Annotated in this window: 18 protein-coding genes; 9 read left to right on the top strand and 9 right to left on the bottom strand. The window is 62.9% G+C overall.

All coding sequences use genetic code 11. The features are described from left to right. Nucleotides 1-336: 336 nt before the first annotated feature. The 3 genes from proV to proX are packed head-to-tail and all read left to right on the top strand — an operon-like array spanning nt 337 to nt 3676. Nucleotides 337-1533 carry a glycine betaine/L-proline ABC transporter ATP-binding protein ProV gene (gene proV, locus ACB037_RS03650; RefSeq protein WP_214002461.1) on the top strand — a complete coding sequence of 399 codons (1197 nt, stop codon included), beginning with the start codon at nt 337-339 and terminating at the stop codon, nt 1531-1533. Next, the gene (gene proW / locus ACB037_RS03645; protein ID WP_319894124.1) at nt 1530-2678 is read left to right on the top strand and encodes a glycine betaine/L-proline ABC transporter permease ProW; all 1149 of its coding nucleotides are present in this window, start codon (nt 1530-1532) and stop codon (nt 2676-2678) included. Before proV ends, proW begins: the two co-directional genes overlap by 4 nt. Next, a complete protein-coding gene (gene proX, locus ACB037_RS03640; protein WP_371174884.1) occupies nt 2675-3676 on the top strand; it encodes a glycine betaine/L-proline ABC transporter substrate-binding protein ProX in 1002 nt (333 codons plus the stop codon). Before proW ends, proX begins: the two co-directional genes overlap by 4 nt. 97 nt (nt 3677-3773) lie before the next feature. Here the strand turns inward: proX and ACB037_RS03635 are convergent, their stop codons facing one another. Genes ACB037_RS03635 through ACB037_RS03625 form a run of 3 tightly spaced genes read right to left on the bottom strand, consistent with a single transcriptional unit; the run spans nt 3774 to nt 8069 of the window. Next, a complete protein-coding gene (locus tag ACB037_RS03635) occupies nt 3774-4580 on the bottom strand; it encodes a phosphoadenylyl-sulfate reductase (RefSeq protein WP_045525747.1) in 807 nt (268 codons plus the stop codon). Next, complete coding sequence (gene cysI, locus ACB037_RS03630; RefSeq protein WP_043154273.1) at nt 4570-6282, bottom strand: assimilatory sulfite reductase (NADPH) hemoprotein subunit; 1713 nt, start codon at nt 6280-6282, stop codon at nt 4570-4572. Before cysI ends, ACB037_RS03635 begins: the two co-directional genes overlap by 11 nt. Beyond that, nucleotides 6282-8069 carry an assimilatory sulfite reductase (NADPH) flavoprotein subunit gene (locus ACB037_RS03625; protein ID WP_198497689.1) on the bottom strand — a complete coding sequence of 596 codons (1788 nt, stop codon included), beginning with the start codon at nt 8067-8069 and terminating at the stop codon, nt 6282-6284. Before ACB037_RS03625 ends, cysI begins: the two co-directional genes overlap by 1 nt. 198 nt (nt 8070-8267) lie before the next feature. On the opposite strand from ACB037_RS03625, the gene ACB037_RS03620 reads away from it, so the two are divergent. Further along, complete coding sequence (locus ACB037_RS03620) at nt 8268-9080, top strand: PhzF family phenazine biosynthesis protein (RefSeq protein ID WP_371174883.1); 813 nt, start codon at nt 8268-8270, stop codon at nt 9078-9080. A gap of 106 nt (nt 9081-9186) precedes the next feature. Here the strand turns inward: ACB037_RS03620 and lysS are convergent, their stop codons facing one another. Next, on the bottom strand, nt 9187-10722 hold the full coding sequence (gene lysS / locus ACB037_RS03615; RefSeq protein WP_371174882.1) for a lysine--tRNA ligase: 1536 nt from the start codon (nt 10720-10722) through the stop codon (nt 9187-9189). 20 nt (nt 10723-10742) lie between these two features. After that, nucleotides 10743-11841, bottom strand: a protein-coding gene (prfB, locus tag ACB037_RS03610; RefSeq protein WP_102948437.1) for a peptide chain release factor 2 whose coding sequence is annotated in 2 segments (ribosomal slippage) — nt 10743-11765 and nt 11767-11841 — 1098 coding nt in all. Because the reading frame shifts where the segments join, the coding sequence is not laid out codon by codon here. Between the two features lie 252 nt (nt 11842-12093). Here prfB and ACB037_RS03605 point away from each other — a divergent pair. Further along, nucleotides 12094-13965: a methyl-accepting chemotaxis protein gene (locus ACB037_RS03605; RefSeq protein WP_049636568.1), complete on the top strand. Its 1872-nt coding sequence runs from the start codon at nt 12094-12096 to the stop codon at nt 13963-13965. 225 nt (nt 13966-14190) lie between these two features. Here the strand turns inward: ACB037_RS03605 and gltS are convergent, their stop codons facing one another. Then, nucleotides 14191-15390 carry a sodium/glutamate symporter gene (gene gltS, locus ACB037_RS03600; RefSeq protein WP_041212483.1) on the bottom strand — a complete coding sequence of 400 codons (1200 nt, stop codon included), beginning with the start codon at nt 15388-15390 and terminating at the stop codon, nt 14191-14193. Nucleotides 15391-15879: 489 nt separating this feature from the next. On the opposite strand from gltS, the gene ansA reads away from it, so the two are divergent. Further along, a complete protein-coding gene (ansA, locus tag ACB037_RS03595; RefSeq protein ID WP_010675424.1) occupies nt 15880-16887 on the top strand; it encodes an asparaginase in 1008 nt (335 codons plus the stop codon). 249 nt (nt 16888-17136) lie between these two features. Here the strand turns inward: ansA and ACB037_RS03590 are convergent, their stop codons facing one another. Continuing rightward, nucleotides 17137-17430, bottom strand: a complete 294-nt coding sequence (locus ACB037_RS03590) for a YeaC family protein (protein WP_010675423.1) — start codon at nt 17428-17430, stop codon at nt 17137-17139. Between the two features lie 60 nt (nt 17431-17490). Beyond that, nucleotides 17491-18924, bottom strand: a complete 1434-nt coding sequence (locus ACB037_RS03585; protein WP_043154263.1) for a glyceraldehyde-3-phosphate dehydrogenase — start codon at nt 18922-18924, stop codon at nt 17491-17493. Between the two features lie 211 nt (nt 18925-19135). Here ACB037_RS03585 and ACB037_RS03580 point away from each other — a divergent pair, with 211 nt between their 5' ends. Together ACB037_RS03580 and ACB037_RS03575 are read left to right on the top strand one after the other, a co-directional pair. After that, nucleotides 19136-19939: a DUF2989 domain-containing protein gene (locus ACB037_RS03580; protein WP_042865069.1), complete on the top strand. Its 804-nt coding sequence runs from the start codon at nt 19136-19138 to the stop codon at nt 19937-19939. After that, nucleotides 19936-20493, top strand: a complete 558-nt coding sequence (locus ACB037_RS03575; protein WP_041212486.1) for an NUDIX domain-containing protein — start codon at nt 19936-19938, stop codon at nt 20491-20493. Before ACB037_RS03580 ends, ACB037_RS03575 begins: the two co-directional genes overlap by 4 nt. Nucleotides 20494-20555: 62 nt before the next feature. Here ACB037_RS03575 and sppA read toward each other — a convergent pair whose 3' ends face one another. Continuing rightward, on the bottom strand, nt 20556-22400 hold the full coding sequence (gene sppA / locus ACB037_RS03570; protein ID WP_160838084.1) for a signal peptide peptidase SppA: 1845 nt from the start codon (nt 22398-22400) through the stop codon (nt 20556-20558). A 322-nt stretch (nt 22401-22722) separates the two neighbouring features. Here sppA and ACB037_RS03565 point away from each other — a divergent pair, with 322 nt between their 5' ends. Beyond that, complete coding sequence (locus ACB037_RS03565) at nt 22723-24750, top strand: NADPH-dependent 2,4-dienoyl-CoA reductase (RefSeq protein WP_275059085.1); 2028 nt, start codon at nt 22723-22725, stop codon at nt 24748-24750. Nucleotides 24751-24760 lie beyond the last annotated feature (10 nt).

Raw genomic sequence — 24760 nt, 5'->3', positions numbered from 1 at the left:
TAGTTATGTAATGAATAAGCCATTCATCGCCCCGATGGGCGCCGTCGTCCCCACCCTCTCTTTTCGCCTGCTGCTAACGCCTTTTAATCATTAATGAAATATGCTGAAAGTGCATCGCTACTGTGGCGGACCTGTCTGTTATAGGCGTTTTTATCGTGATTTAATGGATTTTTATGAATGAAAATAACCAATAAAAATCAATAAGTTAAATTTAACCTCTCTAAGGTGGCTTCAATTGGTTCTTTTATTTGGGTGTGAAATTACTTAGTGTTAAAAGTAATTGGCTCACGTTCGACGGTTTGCCAGGCAAGGCGTCGGCCAAGAAAAAAGGACAATATGACAGTCAAACTCGAGGTCAAATCCCTCTACAAAATCTTCGGCGATCAGCCGGATAAAGCGTTCAAATTGCTGGCGAAAGGGCATGATCGCGCCAGTATCCTGAAAAAGACCGGACAGACTCTGGGGGTCCAGGATGTCAATCTGGCCATCAACGAAGGGGAGATCTTCGTGGTGATGGGCCTCTCCGGTTCGGGCAAGTCCACCCTGGTGCGTCTCTTCAACCGGCTGATCGAGCCGACCCGCGGCCAGGTGCTGATCGATGGCGAGGACATCGCCGCTATCTCGGAGCGCGAGCTGCGCCAGGTGCGCCGCAAGAAGATCAGCATGGTATTCCAGTCCTTCGCCCTGATGCCGCACCTGAGTGTGCTGGAAAATACCGCCTTCGGGCTGGAGCTGGCCGGTGTACCGCTGGCGGAGCGCCAGCAGAGCGCCCGTCAGGCGCTCCATCAGGTGGGGCTGGGACAGTGGATAGAGGCTTATCCGGATGCCCTCTCCGGCGGCATGAAGCAGCGGGTCGGGCTGGCCCGGGCCCTTGCCAATGACCCCGACATCCTGCTGATGGACGAAGCTTTCTCCGCGCTGGATCCCCTGATCCGCACCGAGATGCAGGACGAGCTGCTCAAGCTGCAGGCCAGTCAGCAGCGCACCATCGTCTTCATCTCCCACGATCTGGACGAGGCGATGCGCATCGGCGATCGCATCGCCATCATGCAGGATGGCCAGCTGGTGCAAGTGGGCACCCCGGACGAGATCCTGAACCAGCCCGCCAACGACTATGTGCGCGCCTTCTTTCGCGGGGTGGATCTGGCCCATGTGTTCAGCGCCCGCGACGTGGCCAGCCGCAAGCAGGTGCCCCTCATCAAGAAACACACCACCGACGGGCCGGGCAACGCCCTGCGCCAGCTCAAGGAGCTTGAGCGGGAGTTCGGTTACGTGGTGGATCGCAGTCGTCGCTTCCTCGGGGTCGTCTCGGTGGAGTCGCTCGGTCAGGCGGTAAGGACCAAAGGCAGCCTGGAGCAGGCGTTGCTGGCGGACATCCAGCCCATTCTGGCGGACACCGCCCTCAATGAACTGATCAGCCAGGTGGCGGCCGCTCCCTGTCAGGTGCCCGTGGTCGAGGAGGATGGCACTTACCTCGGCCTCATCTCCAAGGCCAATCTGCTTAACACCCTGGACAGGAGTACCCCGGCATGAAGCTGATGAATCCCCATTTCTTGCTGAGCGGGCTGCTGGCCCTGGTGCTGCTGGCGAGCCCTTCCCTGCGGGCCGATGAGGTGGCGGCAGACCCCTGGAGCGCGCCTGCGTCCGCCGAGGTGACCGATCCCTGGGGCAGTACCGACACCCAGGTCACCGACTGGCAGAACCAGATCGAAGCCGCCGACACCACAACCGCCATCGACTGGCTGGATCCTTTCCAGCAGGCGCTGGTGCCGCTGGATACCTGGGTGGAAGGGGGCATCGGTTGGCTGGTGGAGAACCTGCGGCCGCTGTTCCAGCTGATCCGCGCACCGGTGGAGCTGACCCTGAACGCCATGACCCATCTGCTGCAGACGGTGCCCTCCACCCTGATGATGGGGCTCCTGGCCCTGCTTGCCTGGCAACTGGTGAACGGCCGCATGGCGCTCGGCACGCTCGTATCTCTTGTGGGGATCGGGCTCATCGGGGCCTGGTCCGATGCCATGGTGACCCTGTCCCTGGTGCTGACCTCGCTGTTCTTCTGCGTGCTGCTGGGGTTGCCCACCGGCATCCTGCTGGCCCGCAGCGAGCGGCTCTCCACCTGGACCCGGCCGCTGCTGGATGCCATGCAGACCACCCCGGCATTCGTCTACCTCATCCCCATCGTGATGCTGTTTGGCATCGGCAACGTGCCCGGGGTGGTGGTGACCGTCATCTTCGCCCTGCCGCCCATGATCCGGCTCACCATGCTGGGCATTCGCCAGGTGCCCACGGATCTGGTGGAGGCGGCCCACTCGTTCGGTGCCAGCCCCTCCCAGTTGCTGTTCAAGGTACAGCTGCCACTCGCCATGCCCACCATCATGGCCGGGGTCAACCAGACCCTGATGCTGGCGCTCTCCATGGTGGTGATCGCCTCCATGATCGCGGTGGGGGGCCTCGGCCAGATGGTGCTGCGCGGCATCGGCCGGCTCGACATGGGGCTCGCCTCCATCGGCGGCCTCGGCATCGTGCTGCTGGCCATCGTGCTCGACCGCCTCACCCAGGCGATGGGGCAACCGGATCGCACCCGTACCGGCCGCTGGTATCAGCACGGCCCCGCCGCCCTGCTGCTGCGCCTGGCCGGTCGTGACAAGAAAATCGATTACAAAGGAGTAAATGCATGAGACAGACCACCAAAGGATTGACCCTGGGCACATTGCTGCTGAGTACCCAACTGCTGAGCCCGCTCGCCATGGCCAGCGCCGAGTTGCCGGGGGAGGGGGTTCGCGTTCAGCCCCTGCAGAGCTCCTTGCCGGAAGAGGCCTTCCAGAGCCTGCTGGTGAGCAAGCTGATGGGGCGTCTGGGTTACGATGTCCAGCCCGCCCAGGAGGTGGACTACAACGTGGCTTATGCCTCGGTGGCCCAGGGAGACGGCACCTTCCTCGCGTTCAACTGGGTGCCGCTGCAGGACAACAAGTACGAGCAGGCGGGGGGCGACAAGGTGTTCTTCCGTGAGGGCACCTATGTGGCCGGTGCCGCCCAGGGGTACCTCATCGACAAGAAGACTGCGACCCAATACGGCATCACCAACCTGGGCCAGCTCAAGGATCCCGAGGTGGCGGCGCTGTTTGACGGGGATGGCGACGGCAAGGCCGACCTCATCGGTTGCAACCCCGGCTGGGGCTGCGAGGGGGCGATCAACCATCACCTCGACGCCTTTGGTCTGACCCCCACGGTGGCCCACAAGCAGGGCAACTACGCGGCGCTGATCGCCGATACCCTGGCTCGCTACCAGGCCGGCAAGCCGGTGCTCTATTACACCTGGACCCCCTACTGGCTCAGCAGCGAACTGGTGCCGGGCAAGGATGTGGTGTGGCTGGAAGTCCCCGCCGACGCCCCGGATGCGGCCAAGACCCGTTTGCCGAACGGTAAGAACTACGGCTTTGTGGTGAACACCATGCACATCGTTGCCAACAAGCGGTTTGCCGAGGCCAATCCGGCCGCCGCCAAGCTCTTCTCCATCGTCAAGCTGCCGCTGAATGACATCAACGTGCAGAACGGCCTGATGAACAAGGGGCAGAACAAGCCGGCGGACGTGGAACGTCATGCCGACGCCTGGCTCAAGGGCCACGAGGCACTGGTGAACGACTGGCTGAATCAGGCGCGCGCCGCCGCCATGTAATGAAGGGCGGTACATCACCCTTTTGCGCAAAGAAAAACGCCCGGCAGTTGCCTGGCGTTTTTTGTGGGCGGGCGCAGCACATGGCCGGGCCGGGGGATCAGATGCCGGAGCCGTCGCTCTCGCCACCTTCCTCATGCAGGCCGCACTCGCGCTTGAGGCCGAAGAAGCGGGTCTGCTCCTCGCTCATGCCGGGCTCCCACTTGGCGGTGGTGTGCACGTCGCCGACCGAGAGGTAACCCTGCTCCCACAAGGGGTGGTAGGGGAGGTCGAACTCCTTGAAGTAGTAGAAGACGTCCTTGTTGCTCCAGTCGATCACCGGCAGGAACTTGAAGCGACCGCGCTGGATGGCCAGCACCGGCAGCTTGCCCCGGCTGCCGGACTGCTCACGGCGCAGGCCCGAGAACCAGGTGCGGGCACCCAGCTCGTTCAGGGCGCGGTCCATGGGCTCCACCTTGTTGAGCTGGTTGTAGCGGGTGATCCCCTCCACCCCCTGCTCCCACAGGAGGCCGAAGCGGGCCTCCTGCCAGGCCGGGCTGAGTTCGGCCCGGTAGATCTTGAGGTTGAGCGCGAGACGCTCGGTCAGCTCGTCGATGAAACGGTAGGTCTCGGGGAAGAGATAACCGGTGTCGGTCAGCACCACGGGCACGTCGGCCCGCTCGCGGCTCACCAGGTGCAGCATGAGCGCCGCCTGGATGCCGAAACTCGACGACAGCACATGCTCCCCCGGCAGGTTGGCCAGGGCCCAGCGCACCCGCTCGGGGGCGCTCATGGCGTCCAGCGCCCGGTTGAGGGGGGCCAGCGCCTCGACCTGCTCCTCCCGGCCCAGGGCCAGGAGGGCGTCGAGGTCGAGCCGGCCGTCGGCGGTGCGCGCCAGCCGGGCTGTATCAGTCTGTTCAGGCTGCATAGAAGTCCCTCGCGGAGTCGATAACCGGGGCGATGATCCCGGCGCGAATGACAAAATCGCCGAAGCACTCGTCCGGGTTGCGTTCGCTCGCCCAGCGGCCGATCAGGGCATCCAGTTCGGCCAGGATCTGCGGCTCGGTGATGTTCTCCAGATGCAGGCGCGGGATGCGGGTCCCCTCGAGGTTGCCCCCCAGGTGCAGGTTGTAGCGACCCGGCGCCTTGCCCACCAGACCCACTTCCGCCAGCATGGCGCGGCCGCAGCCGTTGGGGCAGCCGGTGACCCGGAAGATGATGGCGTCATCCGCCAGGCCGTGCTTGGCCAGCAGCCCCTCGATGTCGGTGACGAAGGCAGGCAGCATGCGCTCGGCCTCGGCCATTGCCAGGGGGCAGGTGGGCAGGGCCACGCAGGCCATGGACTGCTTGCGCTGCTCGCTCACGCCGTCATCCAGCAGACCGTACTGGCGTGCCAGCGCCTCGATGCGAGCCTTCTCGCCGGCAGGCACGCCCGCGATGATGAGGTTCTGGTTGGCGGTGAGGCGGAAGTCCCCCTGATGCACCTTGGCGATCTCCAGCATGCCGGTCTTGAGGGGCTTGCCCGGGAAGTCCAGCAGGCGGCCGTTCTCGATAAACAGGGTCAGGTGGTGCTTGCCGTCGATCCCCTCCACCCAGCCAAAGCGATCGCCACGGCTGGTGAATTCATAGGGGTGAACCGGCCCGAACTGGATGCCGGCGCGGCTCTCCACCTCGGCCTTGAAGGCCTCGACCCCCACCCGTTCAAGGGTGTACTTGGTCTTGGCGTTCTTGCGGTTGACCCGGTTGCCCCAGTCGCGCTGGGTGCTGACCACGGCGGCCGCCACCTCCAGCACGTGGGAGAGCGGAATGAAGCCAAAGTCGCTCGCCTTGCGCGGGTAGGTGGTGGTGTCGCCGTGGGTCATGGCGAGACCGCCCCCCACCAGCACGTTGAAGCCCACCAGCTTGCCGTGTTCGGCGATGGCCACGAAGTTGAGATCGTTGGCGTGGATGTCCACATCGTTGTGGGGCGGGATCACCACGGTCGTCTTGAATTTGCGCGGCAGGTAGTTGGAGCCCAGGATCGGCTCCTCGTCACCCCCCAGCTTCTCGCCATCCAGCCAGATCTCCACGTAGGCGCGGGTCTTGGGCAGCAGGTGTTCGGAGATCTTCTTGGCCCACTCGTAGGCCTCCTGGTGCAACTCGGACTCCACCGGGTTGCTGGTGCAGAGCACGTTGCGGTTCACGTCCCCCGCGGTGGCGATGGAGTCGATACCGGTGCTGTTGAGGGTCTGGTGCATCAGCTTGATGTCGCGCTTCAGTACCCCGTGGAACTGGAAGGTCTGGCGGGTGGTCAGGCGGATGCTGCCGTACATGCTGTGTTCTTCGGCGAACTTGTCGATCACCTGCCACTGGGCCGGGGTGATGATGCCACCGGGCAGGCGGGCGCGCAGCATGACGTTGTGCAGGGGCTCCAGCTTCTGGGCGGCGCGCTCCGGGCGGATGTCGCGGTCATCCTGCTGATACATGCCGTGGAAGCGGATCAGCTGGAAGTTGTCGCCGTTGAAGCCGCCGGTGAGCGGGTCCTGCAGATCTTCGGCGATGGTGCCGCGCAGGAAGTTGCTCTCGCGCTTGAGGCGTTCGTTGTCAGCCAGCGGCCCTTCGACCGGTCCCGGAATAAGTTGTTTGCTCATCAATAGACATCCCTTTGATAACGTTTGGCACGACGCAATTCGCTCAGATACTCTTCTGCTTCCTCACGGCTCTTGTGGCCGTGTTCCGCAATCACTTCCAGCAGGGCTTCCTGCACATCCTTCGCCATGTGGTTGGCGTCGCCACACACATAGAAGTGAGCGCCTGCTTCCAGCCACTGGTAGAGCTCAAGCCCTGCCTCGCGCAGACGGTCCTGCACATAAATCTTGTTGGCCTGATCCCGGCTGAAGGCCAGGGAGATCTTGGACAGCAGGCCCGATTTCACATAACGCTGCCACTCCACCTGATAGAGGAAGTCCTGGGTGAAGTGGGGGTTGCCGAAGAAGAGCCAGTTCTTGCCCTCTGCCCCCTGTGCTTCCCGCTCCTGCAGGAAGGCGCGGAACGGGGCAATGCCGGTGCCCGGGCCCACCATGATGACGGGGATGTCGGGATTGGCGGGCAGGCGGAAGTTGTCATTGTGCTCCACGAACACCCGGACCTCGGCATCTTCCGGCAGACGGTCCGCCAGATAGGAAGAGGCGCCGCCGCTTCGCACTGTGCCATCTTCTTGGCGGTAGCGCACTACGCCGACGGTCAGGTGCACCTCTTCTTCCACCTCGCTCTGGGCGGAGGCGATGGAGTAGAGGCGGGGGGTGAGGGGACGCAGCAGTGCGATCAGTTGATCGGCACTCAAGGAAGCCGGGAAGCGTTTCAATACGTCCACCACCTGGGCGCTGGCCACCAAGGCGTTGACCTGGGCCTTGTCACCGGCCAGATCCTTCAGCGCCGCGTTGTCCGTGATCTCGGCGAGGCCAGTGATCAGGCCCCCGTGCAGCCGGGTCAGTTCGTAGTGACGGGTCAGCGCCTCGCGCAGGCTGCCATGGGGGGTGGCCTCGTCACCGGTCAGACCGGTCAGGGCCAGCACTTCCCCCACGAGATCGGCGTCGTTGTCGAACCAGATGCCGAGCGCATCCCCCGGTTGATAGGTGATGCCGGACTCTTCCAGGTTGATCTCGATGTGACGGATGTCCTTGGTGGAGTCGCGGCCGGTGATCTTCTGGTTCACCGAGAGTCTGGCCGGGAAGGGGTTCTCCTTGTTGTACTGGCTGTGGCCGACGGCGGCCTGCACCGAGCCCGCCACGCTGGCAGTCGCGGCGCCGGCAGAGAGGGTGGCGGCGACCGCCGCAACGGCCTGCTCGCCCCAGGCCTTGGCGGCATCCTGATAATCCACATCGAGGCTAGCTAGCTCATGGATGCGCTCTGCCCCTGCCTTGGCGAGGAAACCATCGAAATCCTTGCCGGTCTGGCAGAAGAACTCATATGAGCTGTCACCCAGCCCCAGCACGGCAAACTTGAGCCCTTCCAGCTTGCCGACCTTGCCCTTCTTGAGCTGCTCGAACAGATCGACGGCGCTCTCGGGGGGCTCCCCCTCCCCGTAAGTGCTCACTACCACCAGCAGGTGGCTCTCTTTCTTGAGCTGCTTGGGTTTGTAGTCCGCCATGGAGGTGAGGGTCACCGGCAGGCCGCGGGCCTCGGCCTGGGCCTTGATGGCGCTGGCCACGCCCTTGGCATTCCCGGTCTGGGAGCCGTAGAGAATGGTCAGGCTGCCGCCGGGTGCCGCGACTTCTGCGCCTGCGCTCGCCACGGGCTGGACGCCCGCCTGGGAGAGGCCGTAGAGATAACCGCTGACCCAGGCCAGTTGCTGGGTATTGAGGGTGGTGAGAACTTGGTTGAGCTGGCGCTGCTGTTCGTCAGAGAGCGGGCTCAGGGTGGGGGCTGTCAATGGCATCACACATGTCTTCCATGGTCTGATTTTTGGTCAGGGTAAGGGGTGTAATGAATAACAACAAAGAATAAAAATTTCTTCTTTATGCGATTTATGAATTTATAAAGCCAAAATCCATCTCAGCCCGGGGGGGCCCGTGATATAAAAATGGCCTTGCCGAGCCCCCTGTCCCGGGGATCTCTCATGCCTCAAGGAGCAACCATGTCCCGTCTCTATCATGTCAACGCCTTCAGCCATCACCCCTTCGCAGGCAACCCCGCCGTGGTGGTGCTGGGGGAAGCGCGGCCCGACGCCGAGCTGCAGGCCATGGCAGCGGAGTTCAACCTCTCTGAGAGCGCCTTTCTGACCCAACTGGGAGAGGGGCATTACGGGTTGCGCTGGTTCACCCCGCAAGTGGAGGTGGACTTGTGCGGCCATGGTACCCTGGCGGCGGCCCATGTGCTGTGGCAGACGGGGGAGGTGTCAGGGGAGCTCCCCATCCGCTTCGTGACCCGCAGCGGTGAGTTGGTGGCCCGGCGGGAAGGGGAGTGGATCTGGCTCGATTTTCCGCGCATTGCCCTGGCGCCCCTCGAGCTGGACCCTGCCTATGGGGCGGCTCTTGGCTGCCAGCCGCTGCAAACCCTGGCGGCCGGGGCCAAGTTCCTGCTTGAGCTCGGTAGCGAGGAGGTGGTCCGCGCGCTCACCCCCGATTTTCACGCTCTGCGGGCGCTGCCGGGCCGGGGGATCATGGTGACGGCGCCATCGAGCCGGGGAGAGGACGACTTCGTCTCCCGCTATTTCGCCCCCTGGGTCGGGGTGGACGAGGATCCGGTGACCGGCTCCAACCACTGCGCCCTGGTGCCCTTCTGGGCCGAGCGGCTCGGCAAACGGCAATTGCGGGCCCGCCAGATCTCGGCCCGGGGCGGGGATCTCAGGCTGGAATTGCAGGAGGAGCGAGTGCTGATGGCGGGCCGGGCGCTGACCCTGTGGCAGGGGGAGTGGCTGCTGCCCCCTGTCGCACCAGCGGACCGATGACCGCTCGTCACGGTGTGACTTCTGCATAAAAAAACGCCCCGCAATTGCGGGGCGTTTTGATTGCCATGGACGGCAGCGTTTTGCTACGGCTCTGTTTCTGCGGCTCTTACTTTTGTGGACGCAAGGCCGGGAACAGGATGACGTCGCGGATGGTGTGGCTGTTGGTGAACAGCATCACCAGACGGTCGATACCGATACCTTGACCGGCGGTCGGCGGCAGACCGTGTTCCAGCGCGGTGACGAAGTCGGCGTCGTAGAACATGGCTTCGTCGTCCCCTGCGGCTTTCTGGTCAACCTGGGCCTGGAATCGCTCGGCCTGATCTTCCGCATCGTTCAGCTCGGAGAAGCCGTTGGCCAGCTCGCGGCCGCCGATGAAGAACTCGAAGCGGTCGGTGACGTCCGGGTTCTGGTCGTTGCGACGGGCCAGCGGGGAGACGGCGGCCGGGTACTCGGTGATGAAGGTCGGTTGCAGCAGCATGTGTTCCACGGTCTCTTCGAAGATCGCGGTGATCACGTGGCCCAGCTCCCAGCTCTTCATCAGCTCGATCTTCAGACCCTTGGCGACGGAGGTGGCCTTCTCAAGAGTGGCCAGATCGTCACGGGTCACACCCGGGTTGTACTTCAGGATGGAGTCGACCATGGAGAGGCGCTGGAACGGCTGACCGAAATCGATGGTCAGGCCCTCTTCGCCCTCTTTGGCGTAACGGATCCTGGTGTCGCCCAGGATGTCCTGTGCCAGGGTGCGCAGCATCTCTTCGGTAAGATCCATCAGATCGATGTAATCGGCGTAGGCCATATAGAACTCGAGCATGGTGAACTCGGGGTTATGGCGAACAGAGATGCCTTCGTTGCGGAAGTTGCGGTTGATTTCGTAGACACGTTCGAAACCACCGACCACCAGACGCTTCAGGTAGAGTTCCGGAGCGATACGCAGGTACATGTCGATGTCCAGCGCATTGTGGTGGGTGATGAAGGGACGTGCGGAGGCGCCACCCGGGATGACTTGCATCATGGGGGTTTCCACTTCCATGAAGCGCTTGTCATTCAGGAACTTGCGAATGCCGGCCACCACCTTGGTGCGGGTCACGAAGGTCTTGCGAGACTCTTCGTTGGCGATCAGGTCCAGGTAACGCTGGCGGCAGCGGGCTTCCTGGTCGGTCAGCCCCTTGTGCTTCTCGGGCAGCGGGCGCAGGGCCTTGGTCAGCAGGCGGATGGTGGAGACGTGTACGGAGAGCTCACCGGCGTTGGTGCGGAACAGGGTGCCCTCGACACCGACGATGTCACCCAGATCCCACTTCTTGAACTGCTCGTTGTAGAAGCCTTCCGGCAGATCGTCACGGGTCACGTAGATCTGGATCTTGCCAGCCATGTCCTGCAGGGTCGCGAAAGACGCCTTGCCCATGATCCGGCGGGTCATGATGCGACCGGCAATCTTCACCTGTTTACCCAGGGCGACCAGCTCGTCATTGCTCTTGTCGCCGAATTCGGCGTGCAGATCGCCGGAGAGGCTGTCACGACGGAAATCGTTGGGGAAGGGGTTGCCCTGGGCGCGCAAGGCGGCCAGCTTGGAGCGACGCTCAAGCATCTCGTTGTTCAGTTCGAGAGTCTGGTCGACTTCCGGGGTGGTGGTTTGTTCAGACATGGTGATTCCTGCTGCTCTGTTTACAGGCCTGATTTCAGGCTGGCTTCGATAAACTTGTCCAAGTCGCCGTCGAGTACCGATTGGGTATTGCGGGTTTCGACGCCGGTGCGCAGATCCTTGATACGGGAATCATCCAGTACGTAGGAGCGGATCTGGCTGCCCCAGCCGATGTCGGACTTGGTCTCTTCGAGGGCTTGCTTCTCAGCGTTCTGCTTTTGAATTTCCAGCTCGTAGAGCTTGGCCTTCAACTGCTTCATACACTGATCTTTGTTCTTGTGCTGGGAACGGTCGTTCTGGCACTGCACCACCACGCCGGTCGGCACATGGGTGATACGCACCGCGGACTCGGTCCGGTTGACGTGCTGACCACCGGCACCGGAGGCGCGGTAGACGTCGATGCGAAGATCAGCCGGGTTGATCTCGATCTCGATGTCATCATCGATCTCGGGGTAGACGAACACGGAGCAGAACGAGGTGTGACGACGGCCGCCGGAATCGAACGGCGACTTGCGTACCAGACGGTGCACGCCGGTCTCGGTGCGCAGCCAGCCGAAGGCATACTCGCCGGTGAACTTGATGGTGGCGGACTTGATGCCGGCCACGTCGCCTTCGGAGCATTCGATGAGCTCGGGCTTGTAGCCGTGGGCATCACCCCAGCGCAGGTACATGCGCAGCACCATGTTGGCCCAGTCCTGGGCCTCGGTGCCGCCGGAACCGGACTGGATGTCGATGTAGCAGTCGGAACCGTCGTGCTGACCGGAGAACATGCGACGGAACTCGAGATCCACCAGCTTGGCCTCCAGCTCGTCCGCTTCGACAACGGCTTCGTTGAAGGTCTCTTCGTCTTCACCTTCGACGGCCAGGCTGACCAGCATCTCGACGTCATCGACGCCCTGGGTCAGGGTATCGATGGTGCTGACGACGTTCTCCAGGGAGACGCGCTCCTTGCCCAGCGCCTGTGCGCGCTCGGGTTCGTTCCAGACATCCGGCTGTTCCAGCTCGGCATTGACCTCTTCTAGACGCTCTTTCTTGGCGTCATAGTCAAAGGTACCCCCTAAGCAGCTCGGTCCTCTCAGACAGCTCCTTAAGCTTGTTTAATACAGGATTGACTTCAAACATCGTGAAAACTCTCGGGGTCGATGTGATTTAAAAACGGGATATTCTAGCCAATTGCAGAAGGAATAAACAGGGTTGGCTGGCCCCGCTCTTTTTCCTGCTCCAATTTTCCGCAGCATTTTTAAAATTTCCGCGTAAAATATCGTCACTCACGCCATTCTCCGCTTCAGTTTTGCGCGGATTGGCCGCTAACAACACACAGTGCCACGCACTCCCGATTGATCCTGTTCCCGACCCCCACAAGAAGAAAACACGATGAAAAACCTATCACTCAAGCAGAAGATACTGTTGTCTGTGGTCATCGCCTTGTCACTGGTGATCCTGCTGCTCTCCTGGCAGAGCTACACCAGCCAGAAGTCCATGCTGCTGCAAGGCAGTCAGGAACAGGTGCAGCGCCTTGGCAGCCAGCAGGCCGCCAGCGTCAGCGACTGGCTTGCCGCCCGTCGTGACGTCATCCAGGCCCTTGGCAACAAGGCCGGTGCCGAGCCCCTCAACGCCCTGCAACAGGCCCAGGTGTCCGGCCGTTTCCAGCTCACCTATTTTGGTGAGGGCAGCGGCAAGATGAACGACTCCGACCCCTCCATCAACCGCGACGGTTACGATCCCCGCTCCCGTGGCTGGTATCAGGAAGCCATGGCCAAGGGCGGCATGATCGTCACCAAACCCTACCTCGACGTGGCCTACAACATTCTGGTGGTGACCCTGGCCCAGCCAGCCCAGGGCGGCGTGGTGGGGGGGGATCTCTCCATCGCCTCCCTGGTGGATGACATCACCAAGATGAAGCTGCCGGCGGACGGCTTCGCCATCCTGATGCACAAGGATGGCACCGTCATCGCCTACAAGGATGCGGCCAAGGCGATGAAGCCGGCCAGCGAGATCGACAACGATCTGACCAATGCCCTGATCGAGCAGAGCAAGGCGAGCAACAGCCTGGTGCCTGCTTTCTTCGACAGCGAGGGGCGTGACAAGCTGCTGTGGGCGACGGACATTCCGGACACCGACTGGGAGCTGGTGCTGGTACTGGACAAGAGCACCCTGGAGGCGCCGCTCTCCTCCCTGCTGATGACCCAGCTCGGCCTGGCCCTGCTGGTGCTGGTGGGCAGCATCCTCGCCATCTCCTGGCTGGTCAGCCTGCTGCTCGGTCCCCTCACCAAGGTGTCCCAGGCCCTGGCCCGCATCGCCGACGGTAACGGCGATCTGACCCAGCGCATCAAGATCGACGCCAATGACGAAGTGGGCCAGCTCGCCGGCAGCTTCAACCGCTTCGTGGGCAGCCAGCATCAGCTCATCGCCAACATCCGTCAGCTTGCCAACGAGCTGAACGCCGATGCCGAACGCAGTCTGGTGACCAACCAGGCCGCGGTGGAAGAGCTGCAACGCCAGCAACAGGAGGTGACCATGGTCGCCACCGCCGTCACCGAGATGGCGAGTGCCACCATGGAGATCGCGGGCAACGCCGAGAACACCGCTGCCGCCGCCCAGCAATCTGCCCAGAGCAGTGAACAGGGCAAGATCCTGGTGAACCAGACTCGCCAGTCCATCAACAACCTGGCCGAGGAAGTGGGGCAGGCGACCGGCGTCATCGGTGAACTGAGCCGTCACGCTCAGGCCATCTCCGGCATCCTCTCCACCATCCAGGGCATCGCCGAGCAGACCAACCTGCTGGCGCTGAACGCGGCCATTGAAGCGGCCCGTGCCGGTGAACAGGGTCGCGGTTTCGCCGTGGTGGCGGACGAGGTGCGGGTGTTGTCGCGCCGTACCCAGGATTCCACTCAGGAGATCCAGTCCACCATCGAAACCCTGCAACAGACCACGGCCCGCGCGGTGAGCCTGATGCAGACCAGCCAGGGGCTGGCGGACAACAGCGTGAAGGATGCCGACGCTGCCGCTGCGGCTCTGGAGGAGATCACCCAGGCCGTCAGCCTCATCTCCGACATGGCGGGCCAGATCGCCACCGCCGCCGAGGAGCAGACCCAGGTGACCGGTGAAATCACCCAGAACACCACCGCCATCAAGGATGTGAGCGACGAGATCACCGCTTCCGCCATGCGCGACCTGGATCAGGCGCACAACCTCAAGGGGCGTGCCACCAACCTGAACCAGCAGGTGTCGACCTTCATTTTGTAAGGAAGGTCAGGCCGCAATTTGAACCAGCTGGTGTTGGCCTTTATTTTGTAAGGAAGGTCAGGCCGCAGTCCTACCGTGGCGTCAGTAAAAAGCCCCGCACCTTGGTGCGGGGCTTTTTGTTGCCTGCCGTCGGCCCCTTGGTGGGGGTCGGGGCAGCGTCCAGGGGCCAGCAAACAAAGAGCCCACCGCAAGGTGGGCTCTGTCATACGGGGCCTGCGTCCGGGATCACAGGAAGGGCAGGGCCAGGAACAGCTTGATCACCACAGCGTTGATGATGTCGATGAAGAAGGCTCCGACCATGGGCACCACCAGGAAAGCCAGGTGGGAGGGGCCGAAGCGCTGGGTAATGGCCTGCATGTTGGCAATGGCAGTGGGGGTGGCGCCGAGGCCGAAGCCGCAGTGACCCGCCGCCAGCACGGCTGCATCATAGTTGCGCCCCATGACCCGGAAGGTGACGAAGATGGCGTAGAGCGCCATGGCCACCGTCTGAACGGCCAGCAGGATGAAGATGGGCAGGGCCAGGCTTGCCAGCTCCCACAACCTGAGGCTCATCAGCGCCATGGCGAGGAAGAGCGACAGACTGACGTTGCCGAGCAGGGAGACCTCGCGGTCGCTCACTTCGTGCCAGTTGAGCAGGGTGAGCAGGTTGCGCAGCAGCACGCCGACAAAGAGCACGCAGACGAAGATCGGCAACTCGAAGACGCCGCCCTTGAGATAGAGGGCCAGCATTTCGCCCCCTTTCAGGCTGATGGCGATGAGTGCCAGGGTCTCGATCAGGCTGAAGGTGGTGAGCGGGCGCTCCATGTCCGGCATTTCGAAGCCCTGGGGGGCGCCGTCACGGTTGTGCTCCTCACCGGGCACCTGCACCTTCTTCACCAGATAACGGGCCACCGGGCCGCCGATGAGGCCCCCCAGCACCAGGCCGAAGGTGGCACAGGCTATCGCCAGCTCGGCGGCGGATTGCACGCCGTACTTCTCGGTGAAGATGGAGCCCCAGGCCGCCCCGGTGCCGTGGCCGCCGGAGAGGGTGATGGAGCCGGCCAGCAGCCCCATGTGGGGATCCAGCCCCAGCAGGGTGGCCAGACCCACCCCCAGGCTGTTCTGCACCAGCAGCAGGCCGGTGACCACCAGCAGGAAGGTGGCCACCGCCTTGCCGCCGCGCTTGAGGCTGCCCAGATCGGCGGAGAGGCCGATGGAGGCAAAGAAGGTCAGCATCAGGGCCGTCTGCAGGCTGGTATCAAATTGCAGTTCGATCTGCAGGGTGGAGCGCAGCACCAGCAGCACCAGGGCAACCACCAGGCCACCGGCCACGGGTTTGGGGATGTTGAAAGTGCGCAGGGGTCCTATCTTGTTGACCAGCAAGCGGCCAAGCAGCAGCACCAGGGTCGCGGCGACCAGGGTGGCGTAGGCATCAAGTTGTAGCATTCAGTGCTCCCATGTTGATCGGCTGTGTCTTTGGCGAGAAAGACTCACGGATCCAGCCGGGATGAAACAGAGTGGCGAACGCGCCAGTGACAGAGGGGCCGCAGCCCCGTCCCTCTGCAAAAGAGGGGGTCGACACGAGCCCGTGTTCGTCGGGCGTCCAGATGAGATTTGTGAAAAATCCGCCGGATACTAGCAAAAAACACCAAGTACATCCACATATGTCACATTAATGATTAAAACATGGTGTTAACATGGAATTTAAAACTGCCTCGCCGAGTGTGCTCCGGATCGCAACAATGCTGCCGCGGCTGTCATTTGCAGCGGCACTCTTTATAATTCGCCCGGTTCCGCCCCCACGGGAGGACACAGACCCTCAAGAGGTCTGCTGATGACCGATATTGAGCCCGCCCGCACCATCTGAAGGACGGGGGCTGTATCGGTTGAGCCCTGTTTGATTTGCCGGTTTCCAGTCCAGAGAGAGGAGAGGGTGTGAAGAAGTCCATCTACATTGCCTACACAGGCGGCACCATAGGGATGCAGCGTTCCGACCACGGTTATGTACCGATGGCGGGCTTCATGGAGGACTGTCTGGCACGGATGCCCGAGTTCCATCGACCGGAAATGCCCGATTACCATATCCACGAATATGCCCCCCTCATCGACTCTTCCGACATGACGCCGGCAGACTGGCAGCGCATCGCCGAGGATATCAAGGGCAACTACGACAAGTACGACGGTTTCGTCATTCTGCACGGCACCGACACCATGTCGTTCACCGCGTCTGCGCTCTCCTTCATGCTCGAAGATCTGCACAAGCCGGTCATCATCACCGGCTCCCAGATCCCCCTGGCTGAGCTGCGCTCGGACGGTCAGCAGAACCTGCTCAACGCCCTCTATATCGCGGCCAACTACCCGATCCACGAGGTGACGCTCTTCTTCAACAATCAGCTCTATCGCGGCAACCGCAGCAAGAAGGTGCATGCTGACGGCTTCCACGCCTTCGACTCGCCCAACTACCCGCCCCTGCTCAATGCCGGTATCGCCATCTCCCTGGAGGCAGGTGAGCTGGGCGTGCCGTGCGATCGCCCCCTGGTGCTGCACGACATCACCCCCCAGCCCATCGGGGTGGTGACCCTCTATCCGGGGATATCGGCGGAGGTGATAGCGAACATCCTGCAACAGCCGGTGCGTGCGCTGATCCTGCTCTCCTTCGGGGTGGGCAATGCGCCCCAGAACCCGGCCATGCTGGCGCTGCTCTCCGAGGCATCTGCCCGGGGCGTCATCATCGTCAACCTGAGCCAGTGCCTGCACGGCAAGGTCAACATGGGGGGCTATGCCACCGGCAACGCCCTCTCCCGTGCGGGAGTCATCTCGGGCTTTGACATGACCGCCGAGGCGGCGCTCACCAAGCTGCACTTCCTGCTGAGCCAGGATCTGCCGGCGCCGCGCATCCGCGAGCTGATGCAGCAGTCTCTGCGCGGGGAGCTGACCCCCTGACTTCCCTCTCACCCTAACCCTCTCCCAGCGGGAGAGGGGATAGATCGAGGTGGCGAGGTTTGCCATGAAGATCGCCGGCAGGTGGCCCGCTGACTGCTCGCAGGTGCGTGCCAGCTCCCTTCTCCCTTGGTGGGAGAAGGGCCGGGGATGAGGGGGATGAGTCATCCTGCATAGAGAGGAAAAAAGAGGGGAGCCATTATGGCTCCCCTCTTTCGTTTCGTTACCGCGATAGGTGACGTGCGGCCTGCCTCAGTGGCTAAGGTCGACCCGCACTATCTCTTCCTCATCGCGATACTGGCGCTTGAGCTCGCTCTTGCTCTTCATCACGATCTCGCCGTCACGGCCGATGTTCATGTGCTCGGGGTTCTCAAGGTGCATCGCCTGCCAGGCCATCACGGCCTGAAGGGAAGTGGCCTTCTGCTCCTCGGTGAGGGGCTTGCCATCCGGCCATTTGCCGAGCTCGACCGCAGTCTTGAGCCGCTCGTACACCTCTTTGGGCATCTGCGCTATCGCTTGTTGAAACGTCACTTGCTGAGACGACATCCGGCCTCTCCTTGAAAATTGAGCCATGAACACGGGTTCAGGCGGGCAGATCCTGTCGGACTATACCGGTAGATCCTGGCGGACTACGCCAGCCATCTGCTCCATCACCCGCACTACCTGACAACTGTACCCGAACTCGTTGTCATACCACACGTAGAGCACGCAGTGATCCCCCTCGGCGATGGTGGCCTGGGAGTCGACGATGCCCGCAAAACGGGAGCCCACCATGTCGGAGGAGACCAGCTCGGTGCTGGCGCTGAAGTCGATCTGGCGATGCAGGGCCGAGCTCAGCGCCATCTGCTGCAGATAGGCGTTGAGGCTCTCCCGATCGGTGGTCTGTTCCAGCGACAGGTTGATGATGGCCAGGGACACGTTGGGTGTGGGCACCCGGATGGCGTTGCCGGTCAACTTGCCCTTGAGCTCCGGCAGCGCCTTGGCCACCGCCTTGGCGGCACCGGTGCTGGTCATCACCATGTTGAGGGCTGCGCTGCGACCGCGGCGCTCGCCTTTGTGATAGTTGTCGATGAGGTTCTGATCGTTGGTATAGGAGTGGACCGTCTCCACGTGGCCGTGGCGGATGCCGTACTTGTCCTGCATCACCTTGAGCACCGGGGTGATGGCGTTGGTGGTGCAAGAGGCGGCGGAGACTATCTTGTCATCCGGACCTATCACCTCGTGGTTGACCCCGAACACCACGTTCTTCATCTCCCCCTTGCCGGGGGCGGTCAGCAGTACCCGGGCGGCGCCGCGGGCCTTGAGGTGCTCGGACAGGCCCGCCTCGTCACGCCAGACGCCGGTGTTGTCAACGATCAGCGCATTGTCGATGCCGTAGGCGGTGTAGTCGATGTCGGCCGGGCTGTTGGCGTAGATCACCTGGATGAAGGTGCCATTGGCGATGATGGCGCTGCGTTCCACATCCACCTCGATGGAGCCGTTGAAGGGGCCGTGCACCGAATCGCGGCGCAGCAGGCTGGCACGCTTCTCCAGATCCCCGTCGCGACCGCCGCGCACCACGATGGCGCGCAGGCGCAGGGAGTTGGCGGCGCCGGTGCGCTCGATGAGCAGACGGGCCAGCAGGCGGCCGATGCGACCGAAGCCGTAGAGCACCACGTCGGTCGGGGCGGGCACGGCACTGCGGTTCAGGGCCGGTGCCAGCTTGGCGCGCAGGTAGTCCTCGATGCCGGCTTCATCCTGGTGATCCTGCCAGTAGCCCACGGCCAGTTTGCCGAGATCGACTTCGGCGGCGGTGGGGTTCAGGGCGACGATGGCGCGCAGGAGAGGGAAGCTTTGCTGGATGGGCAGCGGGGTGCCCTGGTGGCGGCGAACGACCCGGTGGGCCTTGAGGATATCGATGGTGGAGGCGTTTTGCAGGGGGCGTCCGTAGAGGGTGATCTCTATCCCTTGCTGTCGGTAGAGGCGACCTATCAAGGGTTGCATGGCTTCGGCGAGCTCCTGGCTCTCCTGCCACGCCTGCAAGTAGTGCTCGTGGGTCATTAACCAGATCCTTTTATTTCACGTTGTTGAAGCAAGTTGCCTGGGCAAATTGAAATTCGTCGAAGGCAGATCAGTGTAGGGCTGATGGTTTCGTTATATTATTCTGCAATCGCGGCCTTATACGGCGCGCGCATTGTAATGGATATGTAGCCTGTTTGCTAGTTGGCGGTGGCCGGTGCGGGTTGCGATTGTTATCAACCAGATGTGAACCATGACCCTATTCTCACAGCGTCCGTTACTGCTTTCCCTCGCTTGTTGCCTGACGTTGACGGCCTGCGACGACGACAGGATCCACAACATCTGCTCCCAATATCCCGCCCTGTGCGCGGACCTGGTGGACGATGGCTGGTGTCGCTATGAGCGCAGCGACGTCATTCGCGGTCGTTACTATCTCCAGGAAGAGGGGACGGACAGGCGCAAGTACGATCTGATGCGCGGCCTGGAGCGTTATCTGCAATGCGCCGAGCACTCCACCAACATCGAGTACAAGCGGGCCAGGGAGCAGAAGAGCCCCAGAGTGGAAGGGATGCTGGCCGCCGGCCGTCAACTGGAGCAACTGGATGCACAGACCCGGGGCTCCCGGGATCCCTACCTGCTGCTCTGGCACTGGACCAACAACACCAGCCCCGAGGCCCGCGCCAGCTTCCTCGCGCAGGAGGGGACGCCGAGCCTCGAGGAGCCCGAGCTGCAACTGGCGCTCGGCGGCATTTATGCCAAGAGCGAGCCCGAGAAGGCCATCAGGCTGATGCACCATGCGCTCTCTCTCTATCGGGAGGGGGACAAGGTCAACAGCCGGATCCTCACCGCCCTCAGCACCCTCTACATGGGGCAGAAGCGATTTGATCAGGCCTATCTGTGGGGCAAGGTGAGCGAGTCATTCCAGGAGAGCCCCGAGGTCTCCGCCACCCGGCTCGGCATTTACCATGCCATCGGCAAGGAGGAGCAGGAGACGCTGGACGACCAGGCGGCCACCATCGTCGATGCACTCAGGCAGGGGAGCTACCGCACACCATGAATCCGACCCTGACAGAGGTCCGGGAGTGGGCCCATCCCTTCGATATCCGTCTCGTCCACGGCCAGATCCGCGGCGAGGACAGGGTGCTTGAACGGGCCACGGTGAGGGCCGTGGTGATGCGTGGTGATCGACTGCTGCTGGTGCACTCCAGCGTCAACGGGGATCTCATGTTCCCCGGTGGCGGCATCGAGCACGGGGAGGCGCACGATGCGGCCCTGGCCCGGGAGCTGCGGGAAGAGTGTGGCGCCGAGTTGGTGGCCGTGGGCCCCCTGCTGGGAGAGACCCGGGAGTATCGTGCCGCGCGCGAGCCGGATTACGATGCCTACTGCATCCGATCGTCCTATTACCTCTGCCGGGTCGGGGAGGACTGGAGTGCACCGCGCCCCCAGCCCTACGAGATCCGGCTCGGCTTTACGCCGGGCTGGTTCCCCCTGGCCGAGGCACTGCAAACCAACAAGACCCAGCTGGCGGGTCCCTGTCCCCAGTGGACGGCGCGAGAGACCCGGGTGCTGGCAGAGTTGCACCGCTGGCAAGCGTCCGGCTTGCTGACCTGACAAGGCCGCTTGCCCCATAAAAAAACCGCCTGTCGGCGGTTTTTTTATGGCTGTCCCCGGCGTCAGGGGAGACAGACCTGGCAGAAGGCGTAGGTACCCTGGGGATCGTTGAAGCGGGTCAGCGGGTCCAGAGTGCGGTTCATCTCCAGCAGCGCCTTGCCAAGCCCGGCGGGCAGCCAGCTTTGCAGGTGCGGGGCCAGCGCCTGGGCGCTGCTGTCAAACAGCTCGCGCAGGAACTTGTCCCTGGCAGACTCTTCCGGTGCGATGGGGGTGACCTGCCAGCTCTTGAGGTTGGCGAGATCGGCGGCCGCCTTGAGGGCGTCATCCAGATTGCCGAACTCGTCCACCAGCCCCAGTGCCTTGGCATCCTGCCCGGTCCAGACCCGGCCTTCGGCGGCTTTTTCCGCCTCTTCCGGGCTAAGGCCCCGGCCCTTGCCCACCAGGCCGACAAAGCGTTGATAGGTGTCTTCCACGCTCAGTTGAATGGCTTCACCCACGTGATCCGGCAGGGCACGGGTCAGCCCGACCCCCACGAAGTCGGTGGTGCCGACGCCGTCGGTGTGTACCCCGTACTGGGAGAGCGCCTTGTCGATGGTGGCGAACATGCCGAACACCCCGATGGAGCCGGTGAGGGTGGTGGGGGAGGCGAAGATCTTGTCCGCATCGGCGGAGATCCAGTAGCCACCGGAGGCGGCGTAGCTGCCCATGGAGATGACCACCGGCTTGCCTGCCTGTTTCAGGGCCAGCAATTCGGCGCGGATCTGCTCGGCGGCGAAGGCGCTGCCGCCCGGGCTGTCCACTCGCAGCACCACGGCTTTCACCTGATCGTCACGGCGGGCTTCGGCCAGCAGATCGGCAAGGCTGTCGCCGCCGATGGTGCCGGCAGGCTGGACGCCATCCATGATGGCGCCGCTGGCGGTGATGAGGCCTACCTCATCCTTGCCGCTCTGGGGGTATTGCTCCGGGATGGCGGCCAGATACTCTTTCAGGCCCACGCCCTTCCAGCCGTGATCATCGGCCTCGCCCACTTCCTTGATCACCGCCTGGGTCATCTCGTCGCGGGTGGCGAGCTGATCCACCAGACCGTTGTCGAGGGCGTAGCTGGCCGCATTGCCACCGGCCTTGCGCAGCAGTTCGAGGAAGTGATCCTTGTTCGGTGCCACGGCATCAGGCTCGATCTCCCGCTGCTCCGCCACGTCGGCCACATAGGATTGCCACAGCTGATCCAGCCAGCGCTGGTTCGCCTCCTTGCTCTCGGGGGACATCTCGTCCCGGGTGTAGGGCTCGACGAAGGACTTGTAGGTGCCGACCTTGAAGACGTGCGGGGTGATGTTGAGCTTCTCCAGTGCCGACTTGAAGTAGGTCTGGTAGACACCCAGCCCCTCGATCAGCACGGCACCACTCTGGTTGAGCAGCACGTGGTCGGCGTGGGCGGCGAGCAGATAGGCCCCCTGGCTGTAGTAGTCCGCCATGGCGATGACCGGCTTGCCGCTCTCCTTGAAGGCGTCGATGGCGGCCGTCACCTCCTGCAGTTTGGAGAGGCTGGCTCCTTGCAGACCCTGGGGCTTGATCACCAGCGCCTTGATGCGATCGTCATTCCCCGCGCTCTTGATGGCCCACAGCAGATCGGAGAGGACGATTTCGCTTGGCTGCTCGTCCCCCTTGTCCATCTGCCTGAGCAGTTGCACCGTGGGATCGGTCTGGGTGCGCTGTTCTACCAGCACACCGGAGAGATTGAGGGTGAGCGCCCCCTCGATGGGGGTGCTTGGGGTCTCGCTCTGGCTGACGCTGAAGACAATGACCAGCACGACGAGAAGAAACAGCAGGTTGACCAGCATCAAGCGGGTAAAGTTGAGCAGGCGCCAGAGGCTGCGAAAGAGCCATCCCAGACCTTTGAAAATAGACATAGCTGCGTTGTCGCCCTGTTAATGGGTTGAGAGCAGCCATTATTAACCAGTTGCGCAGCCAATTGCCATTTCCCCTTGAGTCGACTGCCTCCCCGCCACTTCGGAACACGGTTGTTCGCTGAAAAAATGTCCAAACATTTGTTTGAAAAAGAGTTTTCGATTCTTTACTCTAGCTTCAGTTTGATAACAAAAAATTAACTGAAAGGCCCGATGAGCCGGCCCCATCTCCACCCACCCCCTTCTTTTTACTGCCCGTCACCCGAGGCAGCCAGGAAGGCTGGAGCATGACCCCGTGCACATCGACCTCGACAAGGAGTGCATCATGAGCCGTTATCCCACGCTGCTGACCCCCCTCGATCTGGGTTTTACCCAGTTGCGCAACCGCGTACTGATGGGGTCCATGCACACCGGCCTCGAGGAGGAAAAGGGGGGCTTTGACAAGCTGGCCGCCTTCTATGGCGAGCGGGCCCGTGGCGGGGTCGGTCTCATCGTGACCGGCGGTATCGCCCCCAATTTGCGGGGGCGGCTGGTGCCCCACGGCTCCCAGCTGAGCTTTCCCTGGCAGGTAGCCAAACACCGCAAGGTGACCGAGGCAGTGCACCAGGAAGGGGGCAAGATAGCGCTGCAGATCCTTCATGCGGGCCGCTACGCCTACCATCCGTTCAGCCTGGCGCCGAGCGCCCTCAAGGCTCCCATCTCCCCGTTCAAGCCGCGGGCCATGAGCGAGCGGCAGATCCGCGGCACCATTCGCGACTTCGCCGCCACTGCGGCGTTGGCCAAGGCGGCCGGTTATGACGGGGTCGAGGTGATGGGCTCTGAAGGCTATCTCATCAACCAGTTCATCTGCGAACGCACCAACAAGCGCACCGATGGCTGGGGCGGCAGCAGCGAAAACCGCATGCGCTTCCCGGTGGAGATTGTCCGCGCCATCCGTGAGCGGGTGGGCACGGATTTCATCATCATCTTCCGCCTCTCCATGCTGGATCTGGTGGAGCAGGGCTCCTCCCTTGAGGAAGTGATCGCACTTGGCCGGGCACTGGAGCAGGTGGGGGTTACCCTCATCAACACCGGTATCGGCTGGCACGAGGCGCGCATTCCCACCATCGCCACCAGCGTGCCGCGTGGTGCCTTCAGCTGGGTGACCGCCGAGCTGAAAAAGCACCTCAAGGTGCCCCTCATCACCACCAACCGCATCAACACCCCCGAGGTGGCGGAGCGCATCCTGGCGGGCGGCGAAGCGGACATGGTCTCCATGGCGCGCCCCTTCCTGGCAGACCCCGAATTCGTCATCAAGGCGGCTGAAGACAGGGCGGACGAGATCAACACCTGCATCGCCTGCAACCAGGCCTGCCTCGACCACGTGTTCAAGCAAAAGCGTGCCTCCTGCCTGGTCAATCCCCGCGCCTGTTTCGAGACCGAGTTGACGTTTGGCCGGGTGCCCCAGCCCAAGAAGCTGGCGGTGGTGGGGGCGGGTCCTGCCGGGCTGGCGTTTGCCTGCTACGCCGCCGAGCGGGGCCATCAGGTAAGCCTGTTCGATCAGGCGAGCGAAATCGGCGGCCAGTTCAACTTTGCCAAGCAGATCCCGGGCAAGGAGGAGTTCCACGAGACCCTGCGCTACTTCGCCAAACGGCTTGAGAAGTGCGGCGTCGAGCTCTATCTGGGCCAGCGCCAGAGTGCCGAGAGCCTGCTGGGCGGCGGTTTTGACGAGGTGATCCTCGCCACCGGCATCCGCCCGCGCACTCCCAACATTCCGGGTATCGAGCACCCCAAAGTGTTGAGCTATCTGGATGTGCTGCGGGATCACAAGCCGGTGGGCGAGAAGGTGGCGGTCATCGGCGCCGGTGGCATCGGCTTCGATGTGGCCGAATACCTGGTGGAGAAGAGAGGATCGCCGGATGCTGAAAGCCATCGCGATCACTGGCTCAAGGAGTGGGGTATCGACAAGCAACTGGGTGAGCGCGGCGGCCTGACTACCCCCGAAATCGATGCCCCCGAGCGCCAGATCTGGTTGCTCCAGCGCAAGGAGAGCAAGGTGGGCGACGGCCTGGGCAAGACCACCGGCTGGATCCACCGCACCGTGCTGAAGAACCGCAAGGTGGAGATGTTCTCCGGCGTGCAGTACCTGCGTATCGACGATGAAGGGCTTCACATTCAGGTGGGCGAACAGCAGCAGTGTCTGCCGGTGGATCAGGTGATCATCTGTGCCGGCCAGGAACCCCTCAAGGAGCTGCAGGCTGGTCTGCAGGCGGCGGGCAAGCCGGTACACATCATCGGCGGCGCCGACGTGGCCGCCGAGCTGGACGCCAAGCGTGCCATCCGCCAGGGGGCCGAACTGGCGGCGGTCATCTAGTCGACGGGCC

This window comes from Aeromonas sp. S19(2024), assembly GCF_041402625.1.
GTDB lineage: Bacteria > Pseudomonadota > Gammaproteobacteria > Enterobacterales > Aeromonadaceae > Aeromonas > Aeromonas caviae.
Note: the sequence above shows the minus strand (reverse complement) of the source record. Positions and strands in the feature narration are given on the sequence as shown.